This window comes from Bacillus sp. SB49, from assembly GCF_000469135.2.
In the GTDB taxonomy this organism is placed as follows: domain Bacteria; phylum Bacillota; class Bacilli; order Bacillales; family Halobacillaceae; genus Halobacillus.
Genome location: NZ_CP048117.1, coordinates 2,220,025 through 2,244,074, shown reverse-complemented (window position 1 = coordinate 2,244,074; position 24,050 = coordinate 2,220,025). Strand labels below are relative to the sequence as shown.

The 24,050-nt window shown below is 46.4% G+C and carries 28 protein-coding genes; 26 read left to right on the top strand and 2 right to left on the bottom strand.

Features of this window, described 5'->3' with window-relative positions:
* Positions 1–6 precede the first annotated feature (6 nt).
* Both gcvPA and gcvPB read left to right on the top strand, forming a co-directional pair.
* Positions 7–1,356, top strand: coding sequence for an aminomethyl-transferring glycine dehydrogenase subunit GcvPA (gene gcvPA / locus M662_RS11785; protein ID WP_026577217.1), 1,350 nt, complete (start codon positions 7–9; stop codon positions 1,354–1,356).
* Positions 1,349–2,812 (top strand): aminomethyl-transferring glycine dehydrogenase subunit GcvPB, encoded by a 1,464-nt coding sequence (gcvPB, locus tag M662_RS11780; protein ID WP_008637040.1) that lies wholly within the window; start codon positions 1,349–1,351, stop codon positions 2,810–2,812. The genes gcvPA and gcvPB overlap by 8 nt, the downstream gene beginning before the upstream one ends.
* Before the next feature lie 81 nt (positions 2,813–2,893).
* On the opposite strand, the gene M662_RS11775 is transcribed toward gcvPB, so the two are convergent.
* Entirely contained in the window at positions 2,894–3,274 is a 381-nt protein-coding gene (locus tag M662_RS11775; protein ID WP_008637042.1) for a rhodanese-like domain-containing protein, read from the bottom strand.
* A gap of 354 nt (positions 3,275–3,628) precedes the next feature.
* On the opposite strand from M662_RS11775, the gene M662_RS11770 reads away from it, so the two are divergent.
* The 3 genes from M662_RS11770 (at position 3,629) to M662_RS11760 (ending at position 7,812) form a co-directional block, all read left to right on the top strand.
* Positions 3,629–6,202 (top strand): vitamin B12-dependent ribonucleotide reductase, encoded by a 2,574-nt coding sequence (locus M662_RS11770; RefSeq protein WP_051348854.1) that lies wholly within the window; start codon positions 3,629–3,631, stop codon positions 6,200–6,202.
* 170 nt (positions 6,203–6,372) lie between these two features.
* Positions 6,373–6,804 (top strand): transcriptional regulator MntR, encoded by a 432-nt coding sequence (gene mntR, locus M662_RS11765; RefSeq protein WP_008637045.1) that lies wholly within the window; start codon positions 6,373–6,375, stop codon positions 6,802–6,804.
* A 120-nt stretch (positions 6,805–6,924) separates the two neighbouring features.
* Positions 6,925–7,812, top strand: coding sequence for a patatin-like phospholipase family protein (locus M662_RS11760; protein ID WP_008637046.1), 888 nt, complete (start codon positions 6,925–6,927; stop codon positions 7,810–7,812).
* A gap of 27 nt (positions 7,813–7,839) precedes the next feature.
* Here M662_RS11760 and M662_RS11755 read toward each other — a convergent pair whose 3' ends face one another.
* The gene (locus tag M662_RS11755; protein WP_008637047.1) at positions 7,840–8,241 is read right to left on the bottom strand and encodes an SA1362 family protein; all 402 of its coding nucleotides are present in this window, start codon (positions 8,239–8,241) and stop codon (positions 7,840–7,842) included.
* A 313-nt stretch (positions 8,242–8,554) separates the two neighbouring features.
* Here M662_RS11755 and M662_RS11750 point away from each other — a divergent pair, with 313 nt between their 5' ends.
* The 21 genes from M662_RS11750 (at position 8,555) to M662_RS11650 (ending at position 24,039) form a co-directional block, all read left to right on the top strand.
* Positions 8,555–9,070 carry a YqhR family membrane protein gene (locus M662_RS11750; RefSeq protein WP_008637049.1) on the top strand — a complete coding sequence of 172 codons (516 nt, stop codon included), beginning with the start codon at positions 8,555–8,557 and terminating at the stop codon, positions 9,068–9,070.
* Positions 9,071–9,112: 42 nt separating this feature from the next.
* Positions 9,113–9,568: a type II 3-dehydroquinate dehydratase gene (aroQ, locus tag M662_RS11745; RefSeq protein ID WP_008637050.1), complete on the top strand. Its 456-nt coding sequence runs from the start codon at positions 9,113–9,115 to the stop codon at positions 9,566–9,568.
* Between the two features lie 2 nt (positions 9,569–9,570).
* Entirely contained in the window at positions 9,571–10,632 is a 1,062-nt protein-coding gene (locus tag M662_RS11740; protein ID WP_008637053.1) for a M24 family metallopeptidase, read from the top strand.
* Between the two features lie 18 nt (positions 10,633–10,650).
* On the top strand, positions 10,651–11,208 hold the full coding sequence (gene efp, locus M662_RS11735; RefSeq protein ID WP_008637056.1) for an elongation factor P: 558 nt from the start codon (positions 10,651–10,653) through the stop codon (positions 11,206–11,208).
* A gap of 156 nt (positions 11,209–11,364) precedes the next feature.
* A complete protein-coding gene (gene spoIIIAA / locus M662_RS11730) occupies positions 11,365–12,342 on the top strand; it encodes a stage III sporulation protein AA (RefSeq protein WP_008637058.1) in 978 nt (325 codons plus the stop codon).
* The gene (spoIIIAB, locus tag M662_RS11725; RefSeq protein ID WP_026577219.1) at positions 12,287–12,796 is read left to right on the top strand and encodes a stage III sporulation protein SpoIIIAB; all 510 of its coding nucleotides are present in this window, start codon (positions 12,287–12,289) and stop codon (positions 12,794–12,796) included. The genes spoIIIAA and spoIIIAB overlap by 56 nt, the downstream gene beginning before the upstream one ends.
* A gap of 17 nt (positions 12,797–12,813) precedes the next feature.
* Positions 12,814–13,020 carry a stage III sporulation protein AC gene (spoIIIAC, locus tag M662_RS11720; protein ID WP_008637060.1) on the top strand — a complete coding sequence of 69 codons (207 nt, stop codon included), beginning with the start codon at positions 12,814–12,816 and terminating at the stop codon, positions 13,018–13,020.
* Positions 13,021–13,023: 3 nt separating this feature from the next.
* Positions 13,024–13,416, top strand: a complete 393-nt coding sequence (gene spoIIIAD / locus M662_RS11715) for a stage III sporulation protein AD (protein ID WP_008637061.1) — start codon at positions 13,024–13,026, stop codon at positions 13,414–13,416.
* 14 nt (positions 13,417–13,430) lie between these two features.
* Positions 13,431–14,609 (top strand): stage III sporulation protein AE, encoded by a 1,179-nt coding sequence (gene spoIIIAE, locus M662_RS11710; RefSeq protein ID WP_008637062.1) that lies wholly within the window; start codon positions 13,431–13,433, stop codon positions 14,607–14,609.
* Positions 14,610–14,622: 13 nt separating this feature from the next.
* Positions 14,623–15,225: a stage III sporulation protein AF gene (spoIIIAF, locus tag M662_RS11705; RefSeq protein WP_008637063.1), complete on the top strand. Its 603-nt coding sequence runs from the start codon at positions 14,623–14,625 to the stop codon at positions 15,223–15,225.
* Positions 15,218–15,847: a stage III sporulation protein AG gene (gene spoIIIAG, locus M662_RS11700; RefSeq protein WP_008637064.1), complete on the top strand. Its 630-nt coding sequence runs from the start codon at positions 15,218–15,220 to the stop codon at positions 15,845–15,847. The genes spoIIIAF and spoIIIAG overlap by 8 nt, the downstream gene beginning before the upstream one ends.
* Before the next feature lie 15 nt (positions 15,848–15,862).
* Positions 15,863–16,408, top strand: coding sequence for a SpoIIIAH-like family protein (locus M662_RS11695; RefSeq protein ID WP_235601470.1), 546 nt, complete (start codon positions 15,863–15,865; stop codon positions 16,406–16,408).
* A 143-nt stretch (positions 16,409–16,551) separates the two neighbouring features.
* Positions 16,552–17,049 carry an acetyl-CoA carboxylase biotin carboxyl carrier protein gene (gene accB / locus M662_RS11690; protein WP_026577221.1) on the top strand — a complete coding sequence of 166 codons (498 nt, stop codon included), beginning with the start codon at positions 16,552–16,554 and terminating at the stop codon, positions 17,047–17,049.
* Between the two features lie 16 nt (positions 17,050–17,065).
* The gene (gene accC, locus M662_RS11685) at positions 17,066–18,424 is read left to right on the top strand and encodes an acetyl-CoA carboxylase biotin carboxylase subunit (RefSeq protein ID WP_008637070.1); all 1,359 of its coding nucleotides are present in this window, start codon (positions 17,066–17,068) and stop codon (positions 18,422–18,424) included.
* Positions 18,425–18,438: 14 nt separating this feature from the next.
* Positions 18,439–18,840: an Asp23/Gls24 family envelope stress response protein gene (locus tag M662_RS11680; protein WP_008637072.1), complete on the top strand. Its 402-nt coding sequence runs from the start codon at positions 18,439–18,441 to the stop codon at positions 18,838–18,840.
* A 159-nt stretch (positions 18,841–18,999) separates the two neighbouring features.
* The gene (gene nusB, locus M662_RS11675) at positions 19,000–19,377 is read left to right on the top strand and encodes a transcription antitermination factor NusB (protein ID WP_008637074.1); all 378 of its coding nucleotides are present in this window, start codon (positions 19,000–19,002) and stop codon (positions 19,375–19,377) included.
* A gap of 23 nt (positions 19,378–19,400) precedes the next feature.
* Positions 19,401–20,258, top strand: coding sequence for a bifunctional methylenetetrahydrofolate dehydrogenase/methenyltetrahydrofolate cyclohydrolase FolD (gene folD / locus M662_RS11670; protein ID WP_008637076.1), 858 nt, complete (start codon positions 19,401–19,403; stop codon positions 20,256–20,258).
* Between the two features lie 12 nt (positions 20,259–20,270).
* Complete coding sequence (xseA, locus tag M662_RS11665; protein ID WP_026577222.1) at positions 20,271–21,617, top strand: exodeoxyribonuclease VII large subunit; 1,347 nt, start codon at positions 20,271–20,273, stop codon at positions 21,615–21,617.
* Positions 21,614–21,850, top strand: a complete 237-nt coding sequence (locus M662_RS11660) for an exodeoxyribonuclease VII small subunit (protein WP_008637088.1) — start codon at positions 21,614–21,616, stop codon at positions 21,848–21,850. The genes xseA and M662_RS11660 overlap by 4 nt, the downstream gene beginning before the upstream one ends.
* A gap of 12 nt (positions 21,851–21,862) precedes the next feature.
* Positions 21,863–22,732, top strand: a complete 870-nt coding sequence (locus tag M662_RS11655) for a polyprenyl synthetase family protein (protein ID WP_026577223.1) — start codon at positions 21,863–21,865, stop codon at positions 22,730–22,732.
* A 707-nt stretch (positions 22,733–23,439) separates the two neighbouring features.
* Entirely contained in the window at positions 23,440–24,039 is a 600-nt protein-coding gene (locus tag M662_RS11650; protein ID WP_008639239.1) for a hypothetical protein, read from the top strand.
* Positions 24,040–24,050: the final 11 nt, after the last annotated feature.

Below are 24,050 nucleotides of genomic sequence, written 5' to 3'. Positions count from 1 at the left end.
CTACGTATGGAATTTCGTTACCTGCCCATGACGGAGAAGGATAAGAAAGAAATGCTTGCAGCAATCGGAGTGGAGCACTCCGATGAGCTGTTTTCCGATATACCGGAAAGTGTACGTTTCAAAGGAGACCTCGATATAAAGGATCCGAAGAATGAGTTCCAATTGACGAAAGAGCTGTCCAATCTCGCAGAACAAAACGTTCATTTGAAATCCCATGTTTCCTTCTTGGGTGCGGGAGTCTACGATCACTATATCCCGTCGATCGTCGATCATGTTATTTCCCGTTCTGAATTTTATACGGCCTATACACCGTACCAGCCGGAGATTTCTCAAGGTGAACTCCAGGCAATTTTTGAGTTTCAAACAATGATCAGTGAATTGACGGGGATGGATGTAGCGAACTCTTCTATGTATGACGGCGGAACGGCACTTGCAGAAGCCGTAAACTTATCAGCCGGCCAGACGAAGAAAAAGAAAGTGCTCGTATCGAAAGCGATCCATCCGGAATCCCTTGACGTTATTCGATCTTATGTGAAAGGTCCCGGCCTTGAAGTCATTGAAATCGATCACAAAGAAGGAAAGACAGATTTGGAACAGCTGGAGAGAGAATTAGATGAGAATGTAGCAAGTGTCGTCGTTCAATATCCGAACTTCTTCGGTCAAATCGAACCCTTAGCCGAGATCCGCTCCATTGTGGATCAGGAGAAAAAAGCGATGCTTATTGCTTCCAGCAATCCTCTTGCGCTGGGTTATCTGACACCTCCTGGTGAATTTGGAGCAGATATCGTTGTTGGTGATGCGCAGGTATTTGGTATCCCTGCTCAGTTTGGGGGCCCACACTGCGGATACTTCGCCACGACGAAGAAACTGATGCGCAAAGTACCTGGCAGACTGGTCGGCCAGACGGTAGATGAAGATGGCAGACGTGGCTTTGTGCTCACGCTTCAGGCTCGGGAGCAGCATATCCGGAGGGACAAAGCTACTTCCAACATCTGTTCGAATCAGGCACTAAACGCTCTGGCAGCATCTGTAGCGATGAGCTCCCTGGGCAAGCAGGGCTTGAAGAAGATGGCGCGGATGAATATACAGAAAGCTGCCTATATGAAAAACCAGTTGGAGGCAGCGGGTTTTGAACTTCCATACAAGGACGCTTTCTTTAATGAGGTCGTTGTAAACGTCGGCCGTAATATTGCGGAAGTAAACAAAAAACTCCTTGCGAAAGGTTTCATCGGAGGGTACGATCTCGGTCGGATGTCAGAAGGATTGTCTGAACACATGCTGCTTGCTGTTACAGAAATCAGGACAAAAGAAGAAATTGATCAATTTGTTAAGGAAATGGGGGATATTCGTGGCTAATCAGGACTTTCCGTTAATTTTTGAATTGAGTCAAGAAAGCCGTACCGGATTCAGTCTTCCGGAGTTGGATGTACCGGAAGTGGACGTGGAAGGTATGATCGGCGAGAAATATGTTCGGAAACAGGAACCGGATCTCCCGGAAGTAAGTGAACTTCAAATTATAAGGCATTATACGGGACTTTCTAAACGGAATCACGGGGTCGACTCCGGTTTTTATCCACTCGGCTCCTGTACGATGAAGTATAATCCTAAAATGAATGAAGATGTTGCCCGCTTTCCTGGCTTCAGCCACATCCACCCGTATCAGCCGGAGGAGACGGTACAAGGTGCCCTGCATTTAATGTACGACCTTCAAGAATCGCTTGCTGCTATAACCGGGATGGATACCGTCACTCTGCAACCGGCAGCGGGTGCGCATGGAGAGTGGACGGGATTAATGATGATTCGTGCCTACCATGAAGCGAATGGGGATTACAACCGTACGAAAGTTATCGTTCCGGATTCTGCGCATGGAACGAACCCAGCCTCCGCAACAGTCGCAGGATTTGAAGCTGTAACCGTTAAATCCGATGATCGCGGGCTCGTCGATCTGGAAGATTTAAAACGTGTGGTCGATGAAGAGACGGCCGCCTTAATGCTGACAAACCCGAACACGCTTGGTCTGTTTGAAGAGGATATTGAAGAAATGGCAGCGATCGTTCATGAAGCAGGCGGAAAGCTTTATTATGACGGTGCCAATCTGAATGCTGTTTTAGGTTATGCCCGCCCCGGGGATATGGGATTTGACGTCGTCCACTTGAATCTGCATAAGACGTTTACAGGTCCACACGGCGGGGGAGGACCTGGTTCCGGGCCTGTAGGGGTAACTGCAGAACTGGCGGCGTACCTGCCTAAGCCGATTCTGGTGAAACAGGGCGGTCAGTACATCTTTGATTATGATCGACCGGATTCTATCGGCCGGGTGAAGCCGTATTACGGTAATTTCGGCATCAACGTTCGTGCCTACACGTATATACGTACAATGGGGGCGGAAGGCTTGAAGAAGGTAAGTGAGTATGCTGTCATAAATGCCAACTACATGATGCGCCGCCTTCAGGAGTATTATGACCTTCCATTTGACCGTCATTGTAAGCATGAATTTATTTTATCTGGCAGACGTCAGAAGAAGCTCGGAGTACGGACGTTGGACATAGCAAAACGCCTGCTTGATTTTGGGTACCATCCACCGACCATCTATTTCCCGATTAACGTCGAGGAAGCAATGATGATCGAACCGACGGAAACCGAATCCAAGGAAACGCTGGACGGCTTTATCGATGTGATGATTCAAATAGCCAAAGAAGCAGAAGAGAATCCTGAAATTGTTCAGGAAGCTCCTCATACGACAATCGTGAGCCGCATGGATGAAACACAGGCGGCAAGGAAACCGGTATTGAAATACCGGAAAGGCGAATGAAAATAACCGGAGTCCCTTCAAGGACTCCGGTTTGCTTTTTTCTATCATGATTGGGATAATGAGTAATCTCCCGGCAGGATATTACTTCTTCGTTTTGATCTTTCCGGACCATTTTTTGAATCCGCTCTGCAGCATGTTCAAATCTTTGTAGCCGTTTTTATGCAGCAGCATAGCTGCACGTGCAGACCTGGCACCGCTTTGGCAGTACAGGTACACCGGCTTATCTTTGCGGATTTCAACAAGACGATTGCGCAGCTGCGATAGTGGAATATTTCTCGCGCCCAGTATATGTCCGCCTTCGTATTCTTTCGGTTCCCGGACGTCGATGAGCTGGGCTTTTCTGTATCCTTCGCGGAACTGTTCTTCCGTCAGTGTCGTCATGATTTTTCTAGCTTTGAAGTATCTATATAATCCAAAAGCAATGATCAAGACCAGTGCACCGATTAAAATCCATAAATCCATATGTGCCTCCCCCTTTTCTCTCTTTCTCTATCTATTATAGGAGGGAATCGTTTGCATTTCAAAAATATTTTTCCGTGTTTAAGCAAAAACATGCGCCATCATGGTTTTCCGATGGAAGTGGGAATGCAACAGATGAATAAATGGAAAAGAAGGATAATCGGCTGTTTTTGCTTCGGATTGCTTTTCAAATCGGCTTCGCTCGTAATATTATTAGATTGACAAATTTCTACCTTTTTGTTCAAAACACAAGATATTGAATATATTCTGAAAAAGGGCACAAGATATTGATTATATTTTTGAAAATGTGGTATGTTACTTATATCGATTTTTTATTTAGTAAGGGAGAGATGCAAGATGCAGACGTCAACCTCCACCGATGTCCATACAAAGATTAATGTGGAAAGACTGAACGCAGATATCCGTCAGTTTCCGCAAGTACATGAAATTACAGAAAACATGTCTATTACACACAAAGGCGTGTCCCGGCTTGTCATGTTGGACCGCTATGCATTCAAAGATACAGAGAAACTTACATTGTCGGAGGGAGACTTTGTTGTTCTCACGGTCAAAGACGATCCTAAGTTCCCGGCTCGAGGCTTTGGCTTCATTCATGAGATTGATTGGGAGAAGCACGAAGCTGTTGTCCGTGTCGAAGATGAATTCCTAAGCGTCCTTGACAGACCGGAAGAGCAGGAGTCAGGATTGATCCGCAGAAACCTTGACACGATTGATAAACCGTTAGAGGTATATTACGAACAGATCGCTCTTCGGAATGCGACAGGCCTGTCCGAAGTGGAAACAGATCCGCTTAAGAAACAGGAAAGTTTCGGGAAATTCTACGAAGAACTTTCTGATATGAATTTCATCCCGGCCGGCCGTGTGCTTTATGGTGCCGGTTCCCAAACGGATGTTACGTATTTCAACTGTTACGTGATGCCTTATATCCAGGATTCCAGGGAAGGCATATCCGATCACAGAAAACAGGTGATGGAAATTATGTCACGAGGAGGCGGTGTCGGTACGAATGGTTCCACACTGCGCCCACGCAATACGCTGGCCCGTGGAGTGAACGGTAAATCATCCGGATCCGTTTCCTGGCTTGATGACATTGCGAAATTAACGCACTTGGTTGAACAAGGTGGATCGAGACGCGGTGCGCAGATGATTATGCTTTCAGACTGGCATCCGGATATTCTTGAATTCATCATTTCTAAAATGCAGAATCCACGAATCCTGCGTTACCTGATCGAAAATACAGAAGATGAACAAATTAAGCAGCTTGCCAAGGACAAGCTTAAATTCACCCCACTTACGGAGACGGAGAAAGATCTCTATCAGAGCGTCGTGAATTACAAGCATATCCAAGGACAAGGGGGCTTTACGGACCAAAGCATCCGCGAAGCAGAAGAAAAGCTTCAAATCGGCGGCACTTATACCGTTCATAATTCCGAGTTTTTGACGGGAGCCAATATCTCCGTCTGTGTCACAAAAGAATTTATGGAAGCTGTCGATCAGGACGCTGCCTACGAACTGCGATTCCCGGACGTGGAGAATTACACAGAAGAGGAAATGCGTGTGTATAACGAAGAATGGCACAACAGCGGCGACGTCCGTGAATGGGAGGAACGTGGTTTTGGAGTCCGTACGTACCGTACAGTCAAGGCGAAAGAACTTTGGAACTTGATTAATATTTGTGCTACGTACTCAGCAGAGCCGGGTATCTTCTTCATCGACAATGCCAATGAGAAAACTAATGCGACCGCTTATGGTCAAAAAGTCGTTGCGACAAACCCTTGTGGAGAGCAGCCGTTAGCGCCGTTCAGCGTTTGTAACCTTGCTGCCGTAAACTTGGCCGGTGTCGCCGATAAGGCTAACAAGCAGGTCGATTTCGCTAAGCTGAAACAAACGGTCGAGCGTGGTGTGCGTATGCAGGATAACGTTATTGACGCAACGCCATACTTCCTGGAAGAGAATAAGAAGCAGGCTCTTGGTGAACGTCGTATTGGATTAGGGGTAATGGGGCTCCACGATCTCCTTATTTACTGTGAATCCGTCTACGGTTCCGAAGAAGGAAATAAACTTGTCGATGAAATCTTTGAAACCATTGCGACCACGGCTTATCGTGCATCGATTGAACTCGCGAAAGAGAAAGGAAGTTTCCCGTTTCTGATCGGAGAGACAGAAGAAGAAACAAAGGAGCTTCGTGAGCGTTTTATCAACACAGGTTATATGAAAGACATGCCTGAGGATATCCGTGAAGATGTATTGACTTACGGTATCCGCAACTCCCATTTGTTGACTGTTGCTCCGACAGGTAGTACAGGCACAATGGTGGGCGTTAGTACTGGTCTGGAACCTTATTTCTCCTTCTCTTACTACCGAAGCGGACGTCTAGGTAAGTTTATTGAAGTGAAAGCAGATATTCTTCAGGAATATTTGGATGAACACCCGGAACAGGATCCAAACGAGCTTCCGGAATGGTTCGTAACCGCAATGACTCTCAGCCCCGAAGCACATGCAGATACGCAGTGCATTATCCAACGCTGGGTCGACAGCAGTATTTCCAAGACGGTAAACGCACCGAAAGGATACACGGTCGAACAGGTAGAGAGCGTCTATCAACGCCTATACCGCGGAGGAGCGAAAGGCGGTACGGTGTATGTGGATGGAAGCCGTGACAGCCAGGTGCTTACGTTGAAAGCAGAAGAGAATGATTTCGACGGCGAACAGACAGAACTCTTTGAAGAAGAGGAGAAGACGCCGCGTGTCGTTCTCATGGATACGATTCAGGAGCTCGACAAAACAAATGTGACGATTGGATCGGAAGTCGGTGACACCTGCCCGGTCTGCCGTCAAGGAACGGTAGAAGACATCGGCGGATGCAATACGTGCACGAACTGTAATGCGCAATTGAAGTGCGGACTGTAAAAAGGAAGAAGCATCGGACAGGCTGTCCGATGCTTCCTTTTTTCTGGGTGCAGCATTCCTTGTCACTCAGGTTAAACTAGTGTATCATTTTATATTGGGAAACAGATCACCAGACCATTATCGGTAGGGTCGTGCCCATTTGTACATACAATGGTAATTGGGGGTTCATCATGCCAACACCAAGCATGGAAGACTATATTGAACAAATATATATATTAATAGAAGAAAAAGGATATGCCCGCGTGTCGGATATCGCAGAGAATCTCCAGGTTCACCCGTCATCCGTCACCAAAATGGTGCAGAAACTGGACCGCGATCACTACTTGAATTACGAAAAATACCGGGGTTTGATTCTGACGGCCAAAGGGAAAAAAGTAGGAAAGAGACTGGTGTACAGACATGAATTACTGGAGCAGTTTCTTGAAATCATAGGGGTCGATCATGAGAACATTTACGAGGATGTGGAAGGGATTGAGCACCATATGAGCTGGAATTCAATCGACAGGATTGGAGATTTGGTGCAGTACTTTGATGAAAACCCTGAACGTATGAAGGCCCTCCGTGAAGTGCAGAAGAAGAATGAAGAACAAAATGAAGAATAAGACATCAAGAGGCGCTTGGAAAGATTCCATGCGTCTTTTTTTATTACATAGGGATTAGGTCCCGGTTGTTCTAAATTCCATTTGTCGCGTTTATAATGAACTAAAGTGGGGTGAGGCAGTATGAAAGTGGATGGAGTATTTTCGGGAGGCGGCATAAAGGCTCTGGCGTTTATCGGGGCCTTGGAAGAGCTCGAGGAACAAGGGTACAAATTCCGTCGTCTGGCCGGTACCTCCGCCGGAGCGATTCTGGCATCGCTGACAGCAGCTGGATTCACTTCGACAGAAATAAGGCAACGAGTGGAGAAACTCTCTTTTGAACAATTGGTAGATGTGTCGATTACAGACCGGCTCTTCCCCTTCTTGAAGTGGCTGCTCCTCTATTTCCGGATGGGGTTATATAAGGGGAACAAGCTGGAAGCGCTACTGTCTGAATGGCTGGAGGAGAAAGGAATACGGACGTTCGCAGACCTCCCTGAAGGTTCCCTGAAGGTCATCTGTTCCGACTTGACCCTTGGAAGGATCGTAGTTCTGCCCGATGATCTAAAGAAAGTCTATGGGATTGATCCTGCCACCTTTTCTGTAGCGAAAGCCGTTCGGATGAGTTCAGGCCTCCCTTATTTTTTCATTCCTGTCAAGATTCATGGCAAACGGGGGAAGTCTTTTATTATTGACGGAGGAGTTTTGAGCAACTTTCCATTATGGATATGGGAAAAAGCCGACGGATGCCGTACGAGGCCTATCATCGGAATGAAGCTGAGTGACGAACCGGATAAACTGCCGGAGCAGCAAATCAGCAATGCGATACAAATGTTCCACGCCCTTTTTAAGACGATGCAGCAGGCACATGATGCACGCTACATTTCCAAAACGATGAGCAAAGACGTTATTTTCATTCCGGTAAATGATGTGGAAACCACTGATTTCCATTTATCGGACGCGGAGAAGGAAGCTCTAATTGAACTCGGGCATGTCCATGCGCGGAAGTTTCTTAAGCGTTGGAGCAGATGAATAAGAATACATGAAAAAATCGAGCCATTAAAAAGTGGCTCGATTTTTGTCTTTGCTCTTATTTCCTTCTATAACGCGAAGCTGTGGACCGCTGCTTCTTTTTCTTCCGCGCTTACCTAAAGGGGAAGGCTTGCTTTGTGCTTTGACTGCTGTTTTCTTCTTAACTACAGGAGCAGGCTGTTTATACTTTTGTTTGGATTGTTTAACCGCTTGTTTATATTTCTTCATCTCATTACGGTTCCCGCCGCCTCCAAATCCTCGGTTGCGGAGGAAAAGGAAATAAATAGCACCATAAATCAATACGGCGAAACCGACCATCATCAGGATGGAGTTCAGAAAGCTGGATGTGTTGGTGAACAGCTGGACAGCCACGAAGAAGACAGCAAGGCCGATGAGCGTGTACATGACAGGAGTCATCCACTTACGCATATATGTTCCTCCTTTCTAATATAAGGGTCATGGGTCATCTTCTGAAACACCCGTTGATTGTCTATACCCTAAACAGGGACATCTTTATCATGGAAAATGCTTTCTTGTGTGCTTATATGTGTTATTCAAATTGTTTCCTTATTTCATCGTTTTATGCAAATATTGTCTGCCTTATTCATCTGTACATTCAGGGTTTTCCAATGGAGGATCGTACCTTTATTTTATAACATTCCTCCCTTAATCTCCAGCATTTGCCCGTGCTCAGGCATGAAATAATAGCGGTTGGTTAAAATGAGTATAGGAGGTATGAGAAATGGCAGATAAACAGAAAGATCAAAGACAGCAAGAACCACAGCAGAGTGTGTTAGGAAAAGCGTTGATTACAGGTTTTGTAGCGGGAATATTGTGGAGTGGATTGGGAACAATTGCTTATTACTTCCATTTCGCCGAAGTGTCCGCCGCTTCCTTCTTCTTTCGGTCTTTTTTTCAAACGGACTGGACGGGGACATGGCTCTCGGAAGTACTTGCCATCCTGCTTACAGGCATCCTATCCATTCTAACCGCGCTGGTCTATTATTTTTTACTTAAAAACAAAAATGGACTTTGGCCGGGGATGTTGTATGGAGGGATAATCTGGGCCGTAGTATTCCTCGTTCTGACACCGGTCTTTCCGGCGGTGCCAACCTTTTTGGAGATGGACAGCGATACGTGGGTGACGACGGGCTGTTTATTTATTTTATACGGCGTATTCATAGGGTATTCCATTTCTTATGAGTATAGAGAGTCGAGCGAGACTTCGAAATCTTATTCAAAGCAGGGGAGAGTGTGATAAACTGGAAGTGTAATTGAATCGTTTAGTGGGGGTCTAGGAATGGGGAATAAACGTATTTTCTTGATCAACGGTCCGAACTTGAACATGCTCGGCAAGAGAGAGCCCGATACTTACGGGCACGACACGCTGGAGGATGTCGTTCAATTAGTGAAGGACACGGCATGGGAAGCCGGGTATGAAGTAGAGGACTTTCAGTCGAATCACGAGGGAGAGTTGGTTGATCGCATACAGCTTGCTGAGGAAAAGGCTGCGGGGATCATCATTAATCCGGCTGCTTATACACACACAAGTATTGCCCTGAGGGATGCGATCAGTGCTATTACCCCTCCTGTGATTGAAATTCATATATCCAATGTACACAGCCGTGAGACATTTCGGCACACATCCATGCTGGCTCCTGTTTGTGCGGGTCAAATCGTCGGATTCGGTATCGATGGATATCGCCTTGCCGTAATGGGGATTATTGACAAGATAGAAAAGGAAGGGAGAAATTAATTATGAGTAAGTTGTCAAGTCTAAGGAAGGCTGTTGCCTCCCGGGAATTAGACGGGATTCTTGTCATGAGTGAAATGAACAGACGATACTTGTCTGGGTTTACGGGGTCGTCAGGAGCGCTACTGATTACAGCACAAGAGTCCGTTCTTGTCACGGACTTCCGATATACGGAACAGGCAGGGAACGAAGCGCCTGATTTTCGTATCGTTGAACATAAGAAACCGCTCCACGAGGCGGTTGCGGAACTATCCCAGCAGTTAAACCTTCATAAAATCGCCTTTGAAAAAGATTATGTTACATATAGTCAATATGAGCAGTATAAACAAGCATTAAGCGCGGAACTAGTTCCGACTTCCGGATTGATTGAAAAATTACGCTTGATAAAGACGGATGAGGAGATTAGTATATTAAAGGATGCCGTCAAGATTGCGGATGATGCCTTTGAACATATCCTCAATTACATAAAGCCTGGTGTCAAAGAAATAGATGTATCAAATGAACTCGAGTTCTTCATGCGTAAACAGGGAGCAGCCTCCTCAAGCTTCGATATCATTGTCGCATCCGGCTACCGTTCCGCATTACCGCACGGAGCGGCTTCTGAGAAGACGATTCAATCCGGGGAGCTGGTCACTCTTGATTTCGGGGCTGTGTACAAAGGTTACAGCTCAGATATGACACGGACAGTCGCTGTCGGTGAAATCAGCGATAAGCTAAGAGACATTTATGATACAGTTTTAGAGGCACAGCTTAGAGGTATGAAAGGAATAAAAGCAGGCATAACCGGTAGACAGGCAGACGCATTGTGTCGTGATTATATTAAGGAAAAAGGATACGGCGATTACTTCGGACACTCGACAGGTCATGGAATAGGTCTTGATGTCCATGAAGGGCCGGGGCTTTCCTTCCGTTCGGATCAGATTCTCGAAGAGGGCATGGTCGTTACGGTGGAACCTGGTATTTATATTCCTGAGGTAGGTGGATGTCGGATTGAAGATGATCTGATCGTCACTGCGACCGGTAATGAACGCCTGAACACCACAACCAAAGAATTGATCACGTTGTAATTTAAAGGAGGAATCATCATGATTTCAGTAAACGATTTTCGAACAGGATTAACAATCGAAGTGGATGGTAATATCTGGCAGGTTATGGAGTTCCAGCACGTCAAGCCTGGAAAAGGTGCCGCATTCGTCCGCTCAAAACTCCGTAACCTTCGTAACGGCAACATTACGGAGAAAACGTTCCGTGGTGGAGAAAAAGTAGAGCGTGCTCATATTGAAAACCGAAAAATGCAGTATCTCTATGCAAATGGGAACATGCATGCGTTTATGGATATGGAAACATATGAGCAAGTAGAGATTCCTGGTGCAACGATTGAAACAGAGCTAAACTATTTGAAAGAGAACATGGAAGTCCAAATTCAGTCCTACCAGAGTGAAGTGATCGGAGTAGAGCTTCCGAAGAACGTTGAACTGACGGTAACTGAAACGGAACCTGGTATCAAAGGGGACACAGCAAGCGGCGGTACGAAGCCGGCTACGCTGGAAACCGGATTGTCCGTACAAGTACCTTTCTTCATCAATGAAGGAGATGTACTGCTTATCAGCACAACTGAAGGTAAATACGTTTCGCGTGCTTAATGCATGCTGCAGCCCTTCCCATGCGGGAAGGGCTTTTTTTGTTCCGTAAGCTCTATCAGAATCCTCTATTAAACCTCTATTTTTTCTTCTCTCACCTGTCATAACCCGGAAGTATAGGCATACATATGAAGTAAACCAATTAAAGGAGGGAGAGGAATGAAAGAGATTGTCCGATTGTTTCCTCCTTCTTTCCAACGATTTCTGATGAATGATGTTTCCTGGGGGAAGGTGCAGGAAATTCGCTTGAGGGTCAATCATCCATTAGAAGTGTTAGATGGAGCAAGCCATACCAGTGTGAAAGGAATTATCGTTACAGCGGAACACCTTGCCTTTGTGCTCAACCAGATCAGCCAATTTTCTCTCTATCGGCTCCAAGATGAACTGAAAGAAGGGTTCTTGACGATTGAAGGTGGACATAGAGTCGGTCTGGCAGGGAAGGTGAACACTTCCGGACACCGGATCGATACATTAAAGCATATCACTTTCATGAACATCCGAGTCGCTAGAGAAGTGGCTGGACAGGTCTCTTCTCTCCTCCCGTTTTTATATGCAGATGGAAGGTGGAAAAGCACGATGATTATAGGCCCTCCCCATTCAGGAAAAACGACCCTGCTCCGGGCCTTAAGCAAATGGATTGGTTCGGATCATACGGGATACCGGGGGTGCAAGGTGGCAGTCGTGGACGAGCGTTCTGAAATTGCTGCAAGTTTAAGAGGCGTCCCCCAGTTGGAGGTAGGAGTCAGAACGGACGTCATGGACGGCTGTCCGAAAGCAGCCGGTATGATGATGATGATCCGTTCCATGTCGCCCGACGTCCTCATCGTCGATGAAATCGGCGGTCTGGAGGATGCGGATGCCGTCAGGGAAGCTTCTTACACCGGTGTACAAGTCATTTGCAGTATACATGGCCGGACGTTGGATGGCGTGAGGAAACGCCCTTCGGCACGAAGCTTGGTCGAGGAACAAGTCTTTGAACGGTATGTTGTGTTGGAACGAATGTCTCCGGAAAGAAATGGAGGCGTAGTTATTCTGGATGAATCCGGCAAAAAGCTGGCGGGATGGAAAGGATGGGATGATCGTGCAGTGGATCGGAGCCGTCATTATTCTGACTGTCACCACGTGGACAGGGTTTGACATCGCCTCTCGTTTTCGTAAGCGGCCCGGCCAAATCAGACAGTGGAAGAGTGCTCTTCAGATGATAGAAGCAGAAATGGTCTTCGGACATTCGTCTTTGTGGGAAGTATGTGAGAACTTATCGAAACAGCTGCCGGACCCGATCGCTCGGTTCTTTCAAGAAATGGTGGAGAATATAGATGACTGCGATGATTTTCCTTCATGGTGGTCAGGACATCTTCAAAGGCACTGGTCACAGAATGCACTTGGTAAGACGGAACTGGAAATTCTTCATCAGTTTGGAAGGACACTTGGACAGCATGACTTGGAGCAGCAGCAGAAACAGATTCAGCTGACCCTTCATCATCTTGACAGAGAGCTTCATGAGGCAATGGAAGGGGTGGAGCAGTACCAGAAGATGGCAAGAGGGATGGGAGTTTTGAGTGGTCTGTTAGTCATAATCTTAATTATGTAAAAGGAGGACGAAACATTGTGCTTCAGGATGCAACGATCCTTTTTCAAATAGCCGGTGTCGGGATAATCGTAGCAATGATTCACAGTATTTTAAAACAGATGGGGAAAGAGGAAATCGCGCAAGCTGTCACGCTGACCGGTTTCATTATCGTATTATTTATCGTTCTCCATCGTTTGGCCGATCTTTTTCAGCAAATCAAATCGGTATTTCTATATCAAGGGTAGGTCATGGATATTATTCAAGTCGTTGCTTTAGGACTGGTCGCGGCACTCTTGATCATCCTGCTTCAGGAACACAAATCGACGATTGCTTTCCTGCTGTTATTATTTACGGTCCTCATTATTTTTCTGACGATCCTTGATCAAATACAGCACATATTCTCTCTGTTATCCTATATGGCCAACCAGGCGCAGGTAGAGCCGGTTTATTTCAAAACCATCCTGAAAATAATCGGCATCGCCTATATTGCGGAATTCGGTGCCCAGTTGATTCGCGACGCAGGATTAAACGCCCTGGCATCCAAAGTAGAACTGGCTGGAAAGTTGTTCATTCTAATGCTGGCCATCCCGATCATCACGGCCGTTATTGAGACGATTATCGGATTCATTCCAGGGGCATGAAGAGGAGGGGTGCAATGAAACAGATAATTGCCGTGATTTTCCTTTGTCTATGTTGGGGGAGCTTCCCTGTTGTTTCCTCTGCATCCCCCTCTCCATCCTCGGTAGAAACGGATGATGGGTCAGATATGCTTGATCACTTATCGGTGGACGAGCTCGAACAGAACTGGCTGGATGTTCAACGGCAGTATGGGGAGTATCTCCCGGCTTTCAACGGGGAGAATTTCAGGGATTTCATTGACAAAGAGAGCACAATCGAAGCGTCGAAATGGTATTCCGGTATTTTGAAGTTCTTTTTTCAGGAATTGATGGTCAATGGGAAGCTCTTGGCAACGTTGTTATTCCTTACGTTATTCAGTACCCTGCTTCGGTCCATTCAGTCGGCCTTCGAGAACTCTGTTGTCAGCAGAATTGCTTACATGGTCATATATCTGGTGCTTATCACGCTGGCTTTGGAGAGCTTTCGGCAGGTGATTACTTATACGCTGGATACCATTGAGCGGATGAGTGGATTCATGATCGGTCTTCTGCCACTTTTACTTGGGATCATGGCTTCATTCACGAACCTTATGTCTATATCTTTCTTTCATCCGATCATTATTGCACTTGTGCAGTCAAGCGGACTGCTTGTGAAATATTTGTTGATCCCTTTGTTTGCATCCTCTGCCCTCCTGCTTATTGTAGGTACGTTGAATGATGATTACAAGGTCGATCAGCTTGCAGAACTGCTTAGGAAAACGGGGCTTGCTGTCATGGGCGTGTTTTTAACTATCTTTCTAGGTGTCATTTCTGTACAGGGGACGGTTACCGCTGTGCAGGACGGAATTACCATGAAGACGGCAAGGTTCGTTACCGGTAATTTCGTCCCGGTAATCGGCCGTCTGTTTACAGATGCTACGGACACGATCTTAGGCGCATCCCTTGTGCTGAAGAATACGTTAGGAATTGCCGGAGTGGTTATTCTGCTTGGAATTGCCATTTTCCCGGCCTTGAAGGTACTCGCCATTGCTATTATTTACAAAATTGCTGCCGCACTTCTGCAACCGCTTGGAGATGGTCCCGTTATTGAGGCGATGGCTGTTGTAAGCCGGCACATTTTTTATATATTTGCAGCATTGCTGATGGTTTCGATGATGTTCTTTCTTGTAATTGTCATTATGGTTGCAGCGAGTAATATAACGATGATGATCAGGTAAGGGGGCTTTAAGTTTGGAAGCTTTCGTAGAATGGATTACGAGAATTGTGCTGTTTCTTATTCTGGCGATTGTAGCAGATGCGCTCTTGCCTTCCGGGGTCATGAAGAAGTATGCCAGGCTCGTCATGTCCATCCTTCTGCTGCTGATCTTCCTCGGGCCTCTTTTCCGGTTATTGAACGTCGATCCTGAAGTGTTGATGAGGGAGACGAATGCAGCGCTTGACGAACAAGTGGATGGAGAGATGCTTGATGAAGAAATAGAATCGAAGAAAAAGGAAATACTCGAGGGACAAGATGCATATAAATTAGAACAAGTTACCCAAGCTTTATCTGCCGAGCTGGAACAACCGTTGGAGGAAAACTATCAAATGACTCTCGCTGATGTGGAAATGAGCTTTTATCAGGAGCCCTACGGCATGGAGACGTTGGACAAGTTGACCTTAACTCTTTCCAGTGAAAAGGAAAGAGAAGCGGTGGAAGAGGTGGACATTTCAATCAAAGAGGAAAAGCAAACGGAAGCTCGGGGAAACGATGAAGAAATTCAACAATGGGTGGCCGAACAATTAGACTTGGACAAAGAACAAATTGATATCCGCTGGGAGGAAGAGAATGGATAAATGGTGGAAGAAGCTGTTGCAACCTTTGTCTAGTAAAGAAGGGAGAAAGCTCCATAAGCCCAAATATTTGATCGCTCTCGGAATTATCGGGGTGTTGATCATCCTGACGAGCAACTGGTTTCAGTCTTCGGACCAGCCGTCGCCCGGCGATCTGGAGCAGAGTACAGCCCAGCAGGCAGGTACCGGTCAGGCGGCTGCGGAAGGGGCGGAAATGACCGATTCCATCACACAACTGGAGACGGAATATGAGAAGCAGCTCCTTCCGCTGCTCGAAAATATTCAAGGGGTGAGCAATGTTGATATTATGATCAATTTATCCTCCACTCATAAAAAAGTGTATGACAAGAACTTGATCATCGGGAAGCAGACGACGAAAGAAAACGATAAGAACGGAGGCGAAAGGGAAATTGAGGATTATTCTCGTGAACAGCAGCTAGTGCTCGTGAGGCAAGGAGACCGGGAAGTACCGCTGCTCACCCAGACATCCAAACCGGAAGTAAGCGGCGTATTTGTGACCGCTGAAGGGGTGGATCAAATGAAAGTGAAAGCCTGGGTTGTGGAGGCGGTCTCTAAAGTATTGGATGTTCCTACCCACCGTATTTCGGTGCTGCCTAAAAAATAAGGAGGGATTCCCTTGGTGAAAAAACAAACAGTATGGTTGTTAACGATGTTGAGCTTGTTGATTGTCCTGAGCGTCTACTACATGACCTCCCCGGATAATGGTGAAATGGCATTTATTCAGGAAGATGAATGGGCAGAGATGACAGGGGAGAATGCAGAAGACGTAGAGACGAGCGGTGACGGTGCCTCTATTTCCCAGATGTCTACAGATGAATTGTTTTCTGCTATTCGTCTGGATATGCAGAACGAACGCGATCAGCTGCAAGAACAGCTGTCCGAGATTGTTGCTTCCAGTGATTTCACCACTCAGGAGAAGAATGATGCATTGGAGAAAATGGAAACCATCAAGTCGAACCAGTCTAAGGAATCCATCATTGAAAATACCATTCTTGCCAGCGCGGAATATGATGATGTTCTCGTCCGGGCCGAAGATGAAGTCGTCCATGTGACGGTTCAGGCGGATGAATTAACCAAGACAGAAGCCAATCAGATCAATAAGATGGTATCCGATGAATTTGGAGAGAAGAAAGTCCAGGTTCAATTCCAGCCATCCAGTAAATAAGAGCGAAACCCGTTCCTTTAGGAGCGGGTTTTTTCACGTATAACAGAAGGCAAGTTGCAGGGATGTGGTACTTTATAATAGAATGTTAAGAGGAGTTATTAGTACCAGTTATAAAAAGTTAACTACATAAAGGGGTGCCACATATGTTAAAGGTACAAGAAATCCGTGAAATCATTAAACTAATTGATCAATCTAATATCGATGAGTTCGAGTATGAAACGAACGGAACGAAAGTAACAATGAAGAAACAGCAGGGACAAGTCGTTTCTGCACCGGTTCAAACTTCACAGCCGGTCCAAGCAGTTCCAGAAGCACAGCCGGAAGCTGTTCAGGCTGCACCACAGCAGGAAAGCAAACCTGAGGCTGCCCAACAAGAGGCGGCGGCTCCAAAAGCGGACTATGATGCAGAAGTGACTTCACCAATGGTGGGGACGTTCTATCAATCACCGTCACCGGATCAGGGAGCTTATGTGAAGGTCGGCGATGAAGTGAAAGAAGATTCCGTCGTATGTATCGTCGAAGCGATGAAACTATTTAACGAAATCGAAGCGGAAGTCTCTGGAGAGATTGTCGAAATTCTCGTCAAAGACGGTGAACTCGTAGAATACGGACAACCGCTATTCCGTGTAAAGTCTAAGTAATCGGGGGATGAGACGTTTGATTAAAAAAGTTCTGATTGCAAACCGAGGAGAAATCGCAGTTCGGATCATCCGTGCCTGCAAAGAAATGGGTATAGAAACGGTTGCCGTTTATTCGGAGGCCGATAAAGAAGCTCTACACGTGCAGTTGGCGGATGAAGCCTACTGTGTTGGTCCTAAACTCAGTAAAGACAGCTACTTGAGTTATACAAATATTTTGAGTGTCGCGACATCGACAGGTACGGATGCCATTCATCCGGGGTACGGCTTCCTTGCGGAAAACGCCGAATTCGCGGAAATGTGCGAAGAGTGCAATATCACCTTCGTCGGACCGTCCGCCTATGCTATCCAGAAGATGGGTACGAAAGATGTAGCGAGAGAAACAATGAAAGAAGCAGGTGTACCGGTTGTTCCCGGATCTGCAGGAATCATTGAAAATGTGGAAGCCGGTCTGAAGGTCGCAGAAGAAATCGGGTATCCGGTTATCATCAAAGCGACTGCCGGCGGCGGTGGTAAAGGTATCCGCGTAGCCCGTGATGAAGAAGAACTGAAAACAGGAATCCGTATGACGCAGCAGGAAGCGGAAACGGCTTTCGGTAATCCTGGTGTGTATATTGAGAAATTCATTGAAGATTTCCGTCACGTGGAAATCCAGGTGTTGGCGGACAATCATGGAAACGCCGTCCATTTAGGGGAGCGTGATTGTTCCATCCAGCGCCGTCTTCAGAAGCTTGTAGAAGAAACGCCTTCTCCGGCAATCTCTGAAGAAATGCGTGCGAAGATGGGAGATGCAGCTGTTAAAGCCGCATTGGCTGTCGACTACTCTGGAGCGGGCACGGTAGAATTTATCTTTGATCAGGCAGCGGACTCTTTCTATTTCATGGAAATGAACACAAGGATTCAAGTAGAACACCCGGTTACAGAAATGGTGACGGGCGTCGACTTGATTAAAGAAATGCTCTTGATTGCTAATAATGAGAAACTAAGCTTTAAACAAGAAGATATTACTTTTGACGGATGGGCAATTGAATGCCGTATTAATGCCGAAAACCCAGCGAAGAATTTTATGCCTTCTGCAGGGAAGATCGAGATGTACCTTCCGCCAGGCGGTCTTGGTGTGCGTGTCGATTCAGCTGCCTACCCGGGTTACAGCATTCCTCCTTATTATGATTCCATGGTCGCTAAGCTGATCGCATACGGAAAAGATCGTGATGAAGCGGTTCGTCGCATGAAGCGTGCCCTCGATGAGTTCGTCATTGAAGGCGTTCATACAACTATTCCTTTCCATCAGCGCTTAATGGAACACGAAGTTTTTGTAGGCGGAGACTTTAATACAAAGTTCCTGGAGAAATATACTATAATGAAGGATGAATCTTAAGGGGAGTGATCGTAGTGAGTGAAAAGCAATTGTTAAATGTCACAGACGGCTCGACTCTCGGTAACGTCGAGATTGCACCGGAAGTGATCGAAGTCATTGCCGGAATTGCTGTTTCAGAAGTCGCTGGTGTCGCTTCTATGCGCGGGAACTTTGCCTCCGGAGTAGCAGAGCGCCTCGGCAAGAAGAATCACGGAAAAGGTGTGAAAGTCGAATTGACGGAAGAAGGTATCTTAATCGACACCTATGTCGTCATGGACTATGGAATATCTATACCTGATACCGCTCAAAAGATTCAGGATAACACCCGTCAGGCGTTGAAGAATATGACGGCATTGGATATCAGCGAAATCAATGTTCATATTGTAGGCGTCCAGATGGAGACAAAAGAAGAAGATACAGATATGGAAGAAATTTAATGAGTTAAAAATCAGAAAGGGGTCCTCCTTTTCTGATTTTTCTTTTTTTGCAGAGGAAAAATCGAAATGTTCTGTCATCATCGAACATTCCTGTTCTGATAGCTTTTATTCCGCTAAAATGTTATTATGCAAACGGATATTACTTAAAGGAGAATGAAAATGAAACGACGCACAGCACGCGAAAAAGCCTTTCAGGCGCTTTTCCAAACGATTACGAGTGAAATCGATACCGATGAGGCGATCCGGCACGTAATCGAAGATCAGGAAGTAGACCCCTTCCTTCATGACCTGGTGCACGGTGTTATGAAGAACAGGGACGAGCTGGACGGATGGATCTCTGAGCATTTGGATAACTGGACACTGCCGCGTCTTCCAAAAGTGGAAAAGACGGTACTCAGAATGGCAGCCTACGAAATGCGCTACAAGGAAGATGTGCCGACTCAGGTCGCTATCAACGAAGCCATTGAGCTTGCTAAAATCTTCGGTGAAGAAGATTCAGGTAAGTTTGTCAACGGCGTTCTATCGAAAATGGTTTAACACAAACAAGGGGGAATGGGAAAATGTCAGCAGAAATTATTTACGGTAATCAGTTAGCGGAAGAATTACGTCAGGAAATGAAAGAAGAAGTACGTACTTTAAACGAAAGCCGGATTCATCCTAAATTGGTTGTTGTCATAATCGGGGAAGACCCTGCATCCATGTCCTATGTCAAAGGGAAGCAGCGCGCTTCAGAGAAAGTCGGTCTGGATTCTGATTTGATTGAGCTTCCGGAAGAAACGACAGAGGAGGAACTCCTGTCCCTGATCGATCGTCTGAATCACGATGAAACGGTTCATGGGATCCTCGTTCAACTGCCGGTTCCTGACCATATTTCAGATCAGAAGATCATCGAAGCTATTGCTCCTGAAAAAGATGTCGATGGATTCCACCCTTCAAATGTTGGGAAAATGATGACTGGTCAAGACACCTTTTTCCCATGCACCCCTTATGGAATTGTTGTCATGCTTGAACGAGCAAACATTGATTTGGAAGGGAAGCACGTCGTTATCGTCGGGAGAAGTAACCTCGTCGGCAAGCCGGTGGGCCAGCTCCTTCTTAATAAAAACGCGACCGTGACCCACTGCCATTCACGGACAAAAGATTTACGCTATCATACGAAACAAGCAGATATACTCATCGTAGCAGCTGGGAAAGCTTCTCTTGTGTCCGGGGATGATATTAAACAAGGTGCTGTCGTTATTGATGTCGGTGTGAACCGTGTGGACGGGAAATTGACAGGAGATGTTGATTTCGAATCCGCTCTTGAAGTAGCCTCCCACATTACTCCTGTACCAAAAGGAGTCGGCCCTATGACGATCACTATGCTTCTCCATAATACAATTAAAGCGGCCAAGCGCATCCATCACTACGATCAATAAGGGGATTTTACTGTGAGCGATCAATATTTAACGGTTACGGCACTTACGAAGTACATTAAGCGGAAGCTGTCGGGAGATCCTCATCTGAAAACCGTATGGCTGCGGGGGGAAATCTCTAATTTTAAGCACCACAGCCGCGGCCACATGTATCTTTCCCTGAAAGATGAACAGGCGCGTATTCAGGCAGTCATGTTCGCCGGCAGCAACCGGTCGTTAAAGTTCGTTCCGGAAAATGGGATGAACGTACTTGTTAAAGGTGAAATTAACGTCTATGAACCGATGGGGCAGTATCAATTGTATATCAAGGAAATGCAGCCGGACGGAATTGGAGCTTTGTATTTTGCATTTGAACAATTGAAGGAGAAATTGGAAAAAGAGGGCTTATTCGATGTAGAGAGAAAAAAGCCTCTGCCTACATATCCGAAACATATCGGTGTCATTACTTCTCCAACCGGAGCAGCTGTAAGAGACATCTTGACGACAATAAAGAGGCGTTACCCAATTGTTCCTGTCTCTATTCTTCCCGTTCTTGTTCAGGGCGAGAGAGCGGCAGACTCTGTCGCTCAGGCAGTCCGTTATGCAAACGAACACCTCGACTGCGACGTGTTGATTGTCGGCAGGGGCGGGGGTTCGATTGAAGATTTGTGGGGATTTAATGAAGAGCAGGTCGCGAGAGAAATTGCTGATTCCCGGATCCCTGTTATTTCTGCCGTCGGTCACGAAACGGATACCACCATTGCGGATTTCGTGGCAGACGTCCGGGCTGCGACTCCGACAGGCGCAGCGGAATTAGCTGTTCCGTCGATTGTAGAACTGAGAGAGACCGTTCAAGGACGGCAGCGCCGCTTGAATCGATCCATGATCGTCAAGAAAGATGAGTCTCTACAAAGGCTTCAACGCATTAAGAAATCCTATGCCTTTAAGTATCCGGAACAACTGCTCAGACAGAAGGAGCAGGATCTTGACAGGATGCTCGAACGATTGACGCGCAGGATTGAACAGAACAAGACACAGACGCTGGAGCGGTGGACTTCCTTGACGAGGAGACTCCGTCAACAGGGACCGGAAATGAAAATCAGAGACGGGTCCCGAGCTCTCCAACGGACAGAAAAACAGTTGAACACCAGAATGGATCAGATCATTAAAACGAAAAAAGATCGTTTCCACAATCACATAGACAAGTTGACGCTCCTGAACCCGCTGGAAATCATGAAACGCGGATATGCGATCCCGTTCAACGACCAGGGCGGGGTCATAAAAAAGACTTCTGAAGTCAAAGAAGGGGAAGCAATCTCGCTTAAGGTGCAGGATGGAAGCATTAATTGTCACGTAACCGCTGTGAAGGAGGATGAAAAATGACCGAGAAGAAAGATGAACTCAGTTTCGAAGAAGCGATGGACCAGTTAGAAGGCATTGTAGAGAAATTGGAGACGGGGGAGGTCCCTCTGGAGAAAGCTATCCAATATTATCAGGATGGTATGAAGCTTTCTAAATTATGCAGCGAGAAATTGGGCAATGTGGAAGAGCAGATGCAGAAAATAATGAATGAGCATGGCGAATTTGTACCATTCTCCGTCCAGGAGGAAGAATAAACCGTGGCATTAATGGATTACCTCAGCGATAAACGTGAGACAATCAATGACTATTTGGATATGTACCTGCGCGAATACTCGACTCCCGGGAGGCTGCAGGATGCCATGCTGTATTCGTTAAGAGCAGGAGGGAAGCGACTGCGGCCGATTCTGCTTATGGCGACAGCCGAGGCGTTTGGAGTAGAAGAAACAAAAACATTGGGAGTATCGTCGAGCCTGGAAATGATCCATACCTACTCTTTAATCCACGATGACCTTCCGGCAATGGATGATGATGATGTGCGTCGAGGTCAGCCTACCAATCACAAACAATTTGACGAGGCGACAGCGATTCTTGCAGGGGATGCACTGCTTACGATGAGCTCCCGGATCGTTGCAGAAGATCCTGCGCTTTCCGATCGAGAGCGTGTGTATCTGATTAAAGAACTGGCAAAAGCAAGTGGAGCCACCGGCATGGTCGAGGGACAAATGCAGGACATGCTCAGTGAAAATAAACAAATTACGCTGGATGAGCTTGAAAGTATCCATAGAAATAAGACGGGACAGCTTCTCCGTTTTTCTGTCATGGCAGGTGCTTATTTAGGAGGAGCTTCCTCCGAAGCAAGTGCAGCCATGGAGAAAATGGCGGATGCACTCGGTCTTATTTTCCAAATTCAGGACGATATCCTGGACGTAACGGGAGACGCAGCCGTCATTGGAAAGCCGACAGGAAGCGATGAAGGCAATCATAAAAGCACCTACCCTCAACTTCTTGGCCTCGAAGGTGCCGTGGAGCAGAAGGAGCAATATGTCGGTATAGCAAAACAGGCACTTAAAGACGCCGGAGTGGAAGGGACGTTTCTATCCCAACTGATCGAGTACTTAAGTGATCGTGACCATTGATCCCGGATGTTTTCGATTGAGCGGCTGATCATTCTATGGTATATTTGATTTATATAAAGGAATGGTGCAGTATCCTAGTCGGCCCTCCGTTCCTGAAGGCGGGCCTAAAAATCCGCCGAAGGGCACATCGATGAAGTTCCTTGTGTTGGCTTGAGGCGCCCAGCCTTGGGTCGATGCTGGGAGTTAAGGTCGCAGGGCGATCCACAAAGGCATGTGGGCGTTGACCCTGCTTCCGCGGAGGCCCATTCTTGTGATGGCATCTGAGCCAGATGCCGTTATGAAATGGGGTATGAACCTGCAGCATATGGAGTAGTCTCTATGTGCGCAGCGTAGCCTGCCTTGAGTGGTGTTTGAGGGGATTATAGCATGAATGTCAGTTCATCTTCAGATGGCCACTGAGGTGCTGATGCGTAAACTATATGAAATCATGACTGCAAAAGAGGCTAAGGAACGGCTAAAGGCTGTCGGGGAAATCCCCTAGGCTGTTCGTTTATGGACATGGAACAGGAATTATAGTGCGGACTGAGTGGCAATCTAGTCCAGTTTTCGGAGACGGAGCTGAGCTGAGTTTAATGGGGAACCGCCAGAGTGGTGACACTCGGTACTCAGTTGGGAAAACCTACTAGACCTAAGCCGCAATTTTTACCTGTTTCATGACCATTCCTTTCCTACATATGAAATGTAATTCTAATATATAGAGGTATAGAATGGACAATAAATTTAAAAGAGCCGTACAATTTAGTTTGAGTATTGCCGTTATCACATTCGTGTTAGCGGCTATTTTTTCAGTTATATCTTCTTCCGTGTTAAGTGGTGTCATATGGATCTTCGGCCTCGTCATTGTATTGATCATCGTATTGATTGGTGTCGTTTTCGATATGCTGGGCATAGCAGCCACTGCTGCAGATGAAACCCCGTTTCATGCCATGGCCTCTGAAAAGGTCCCAGGTGCGAAAGAAGCTATTGTCATCGTGAGAAACGCGGATCGATTCGCTAGTTTCTGTAACGACGTAATAGGGGATATATCTGGTATAGTCAGCGGAACAGCATCTGCTGTTGTCGTCATCCAACTCGCCAACTCCTTCGGCTACAATGAAGGTTCGACCGTGCAGATCGTCATCTCTGTCACACTGACAAGTATTGTCGCTGCGCTTACGGTCGGAGGGAAGGCTTTAGGGAAATCCTTTGCTATTCACTCTTCCACGAAGATTATCTTTACAGCCGCAAAAGTAATTGCATGGTTAGAAAAGCGTCTGAAAGTAAAAATAGTAACAGGAACGGCGGCATCCGCAAAAAAATCAAGATAAATACAAGGGGG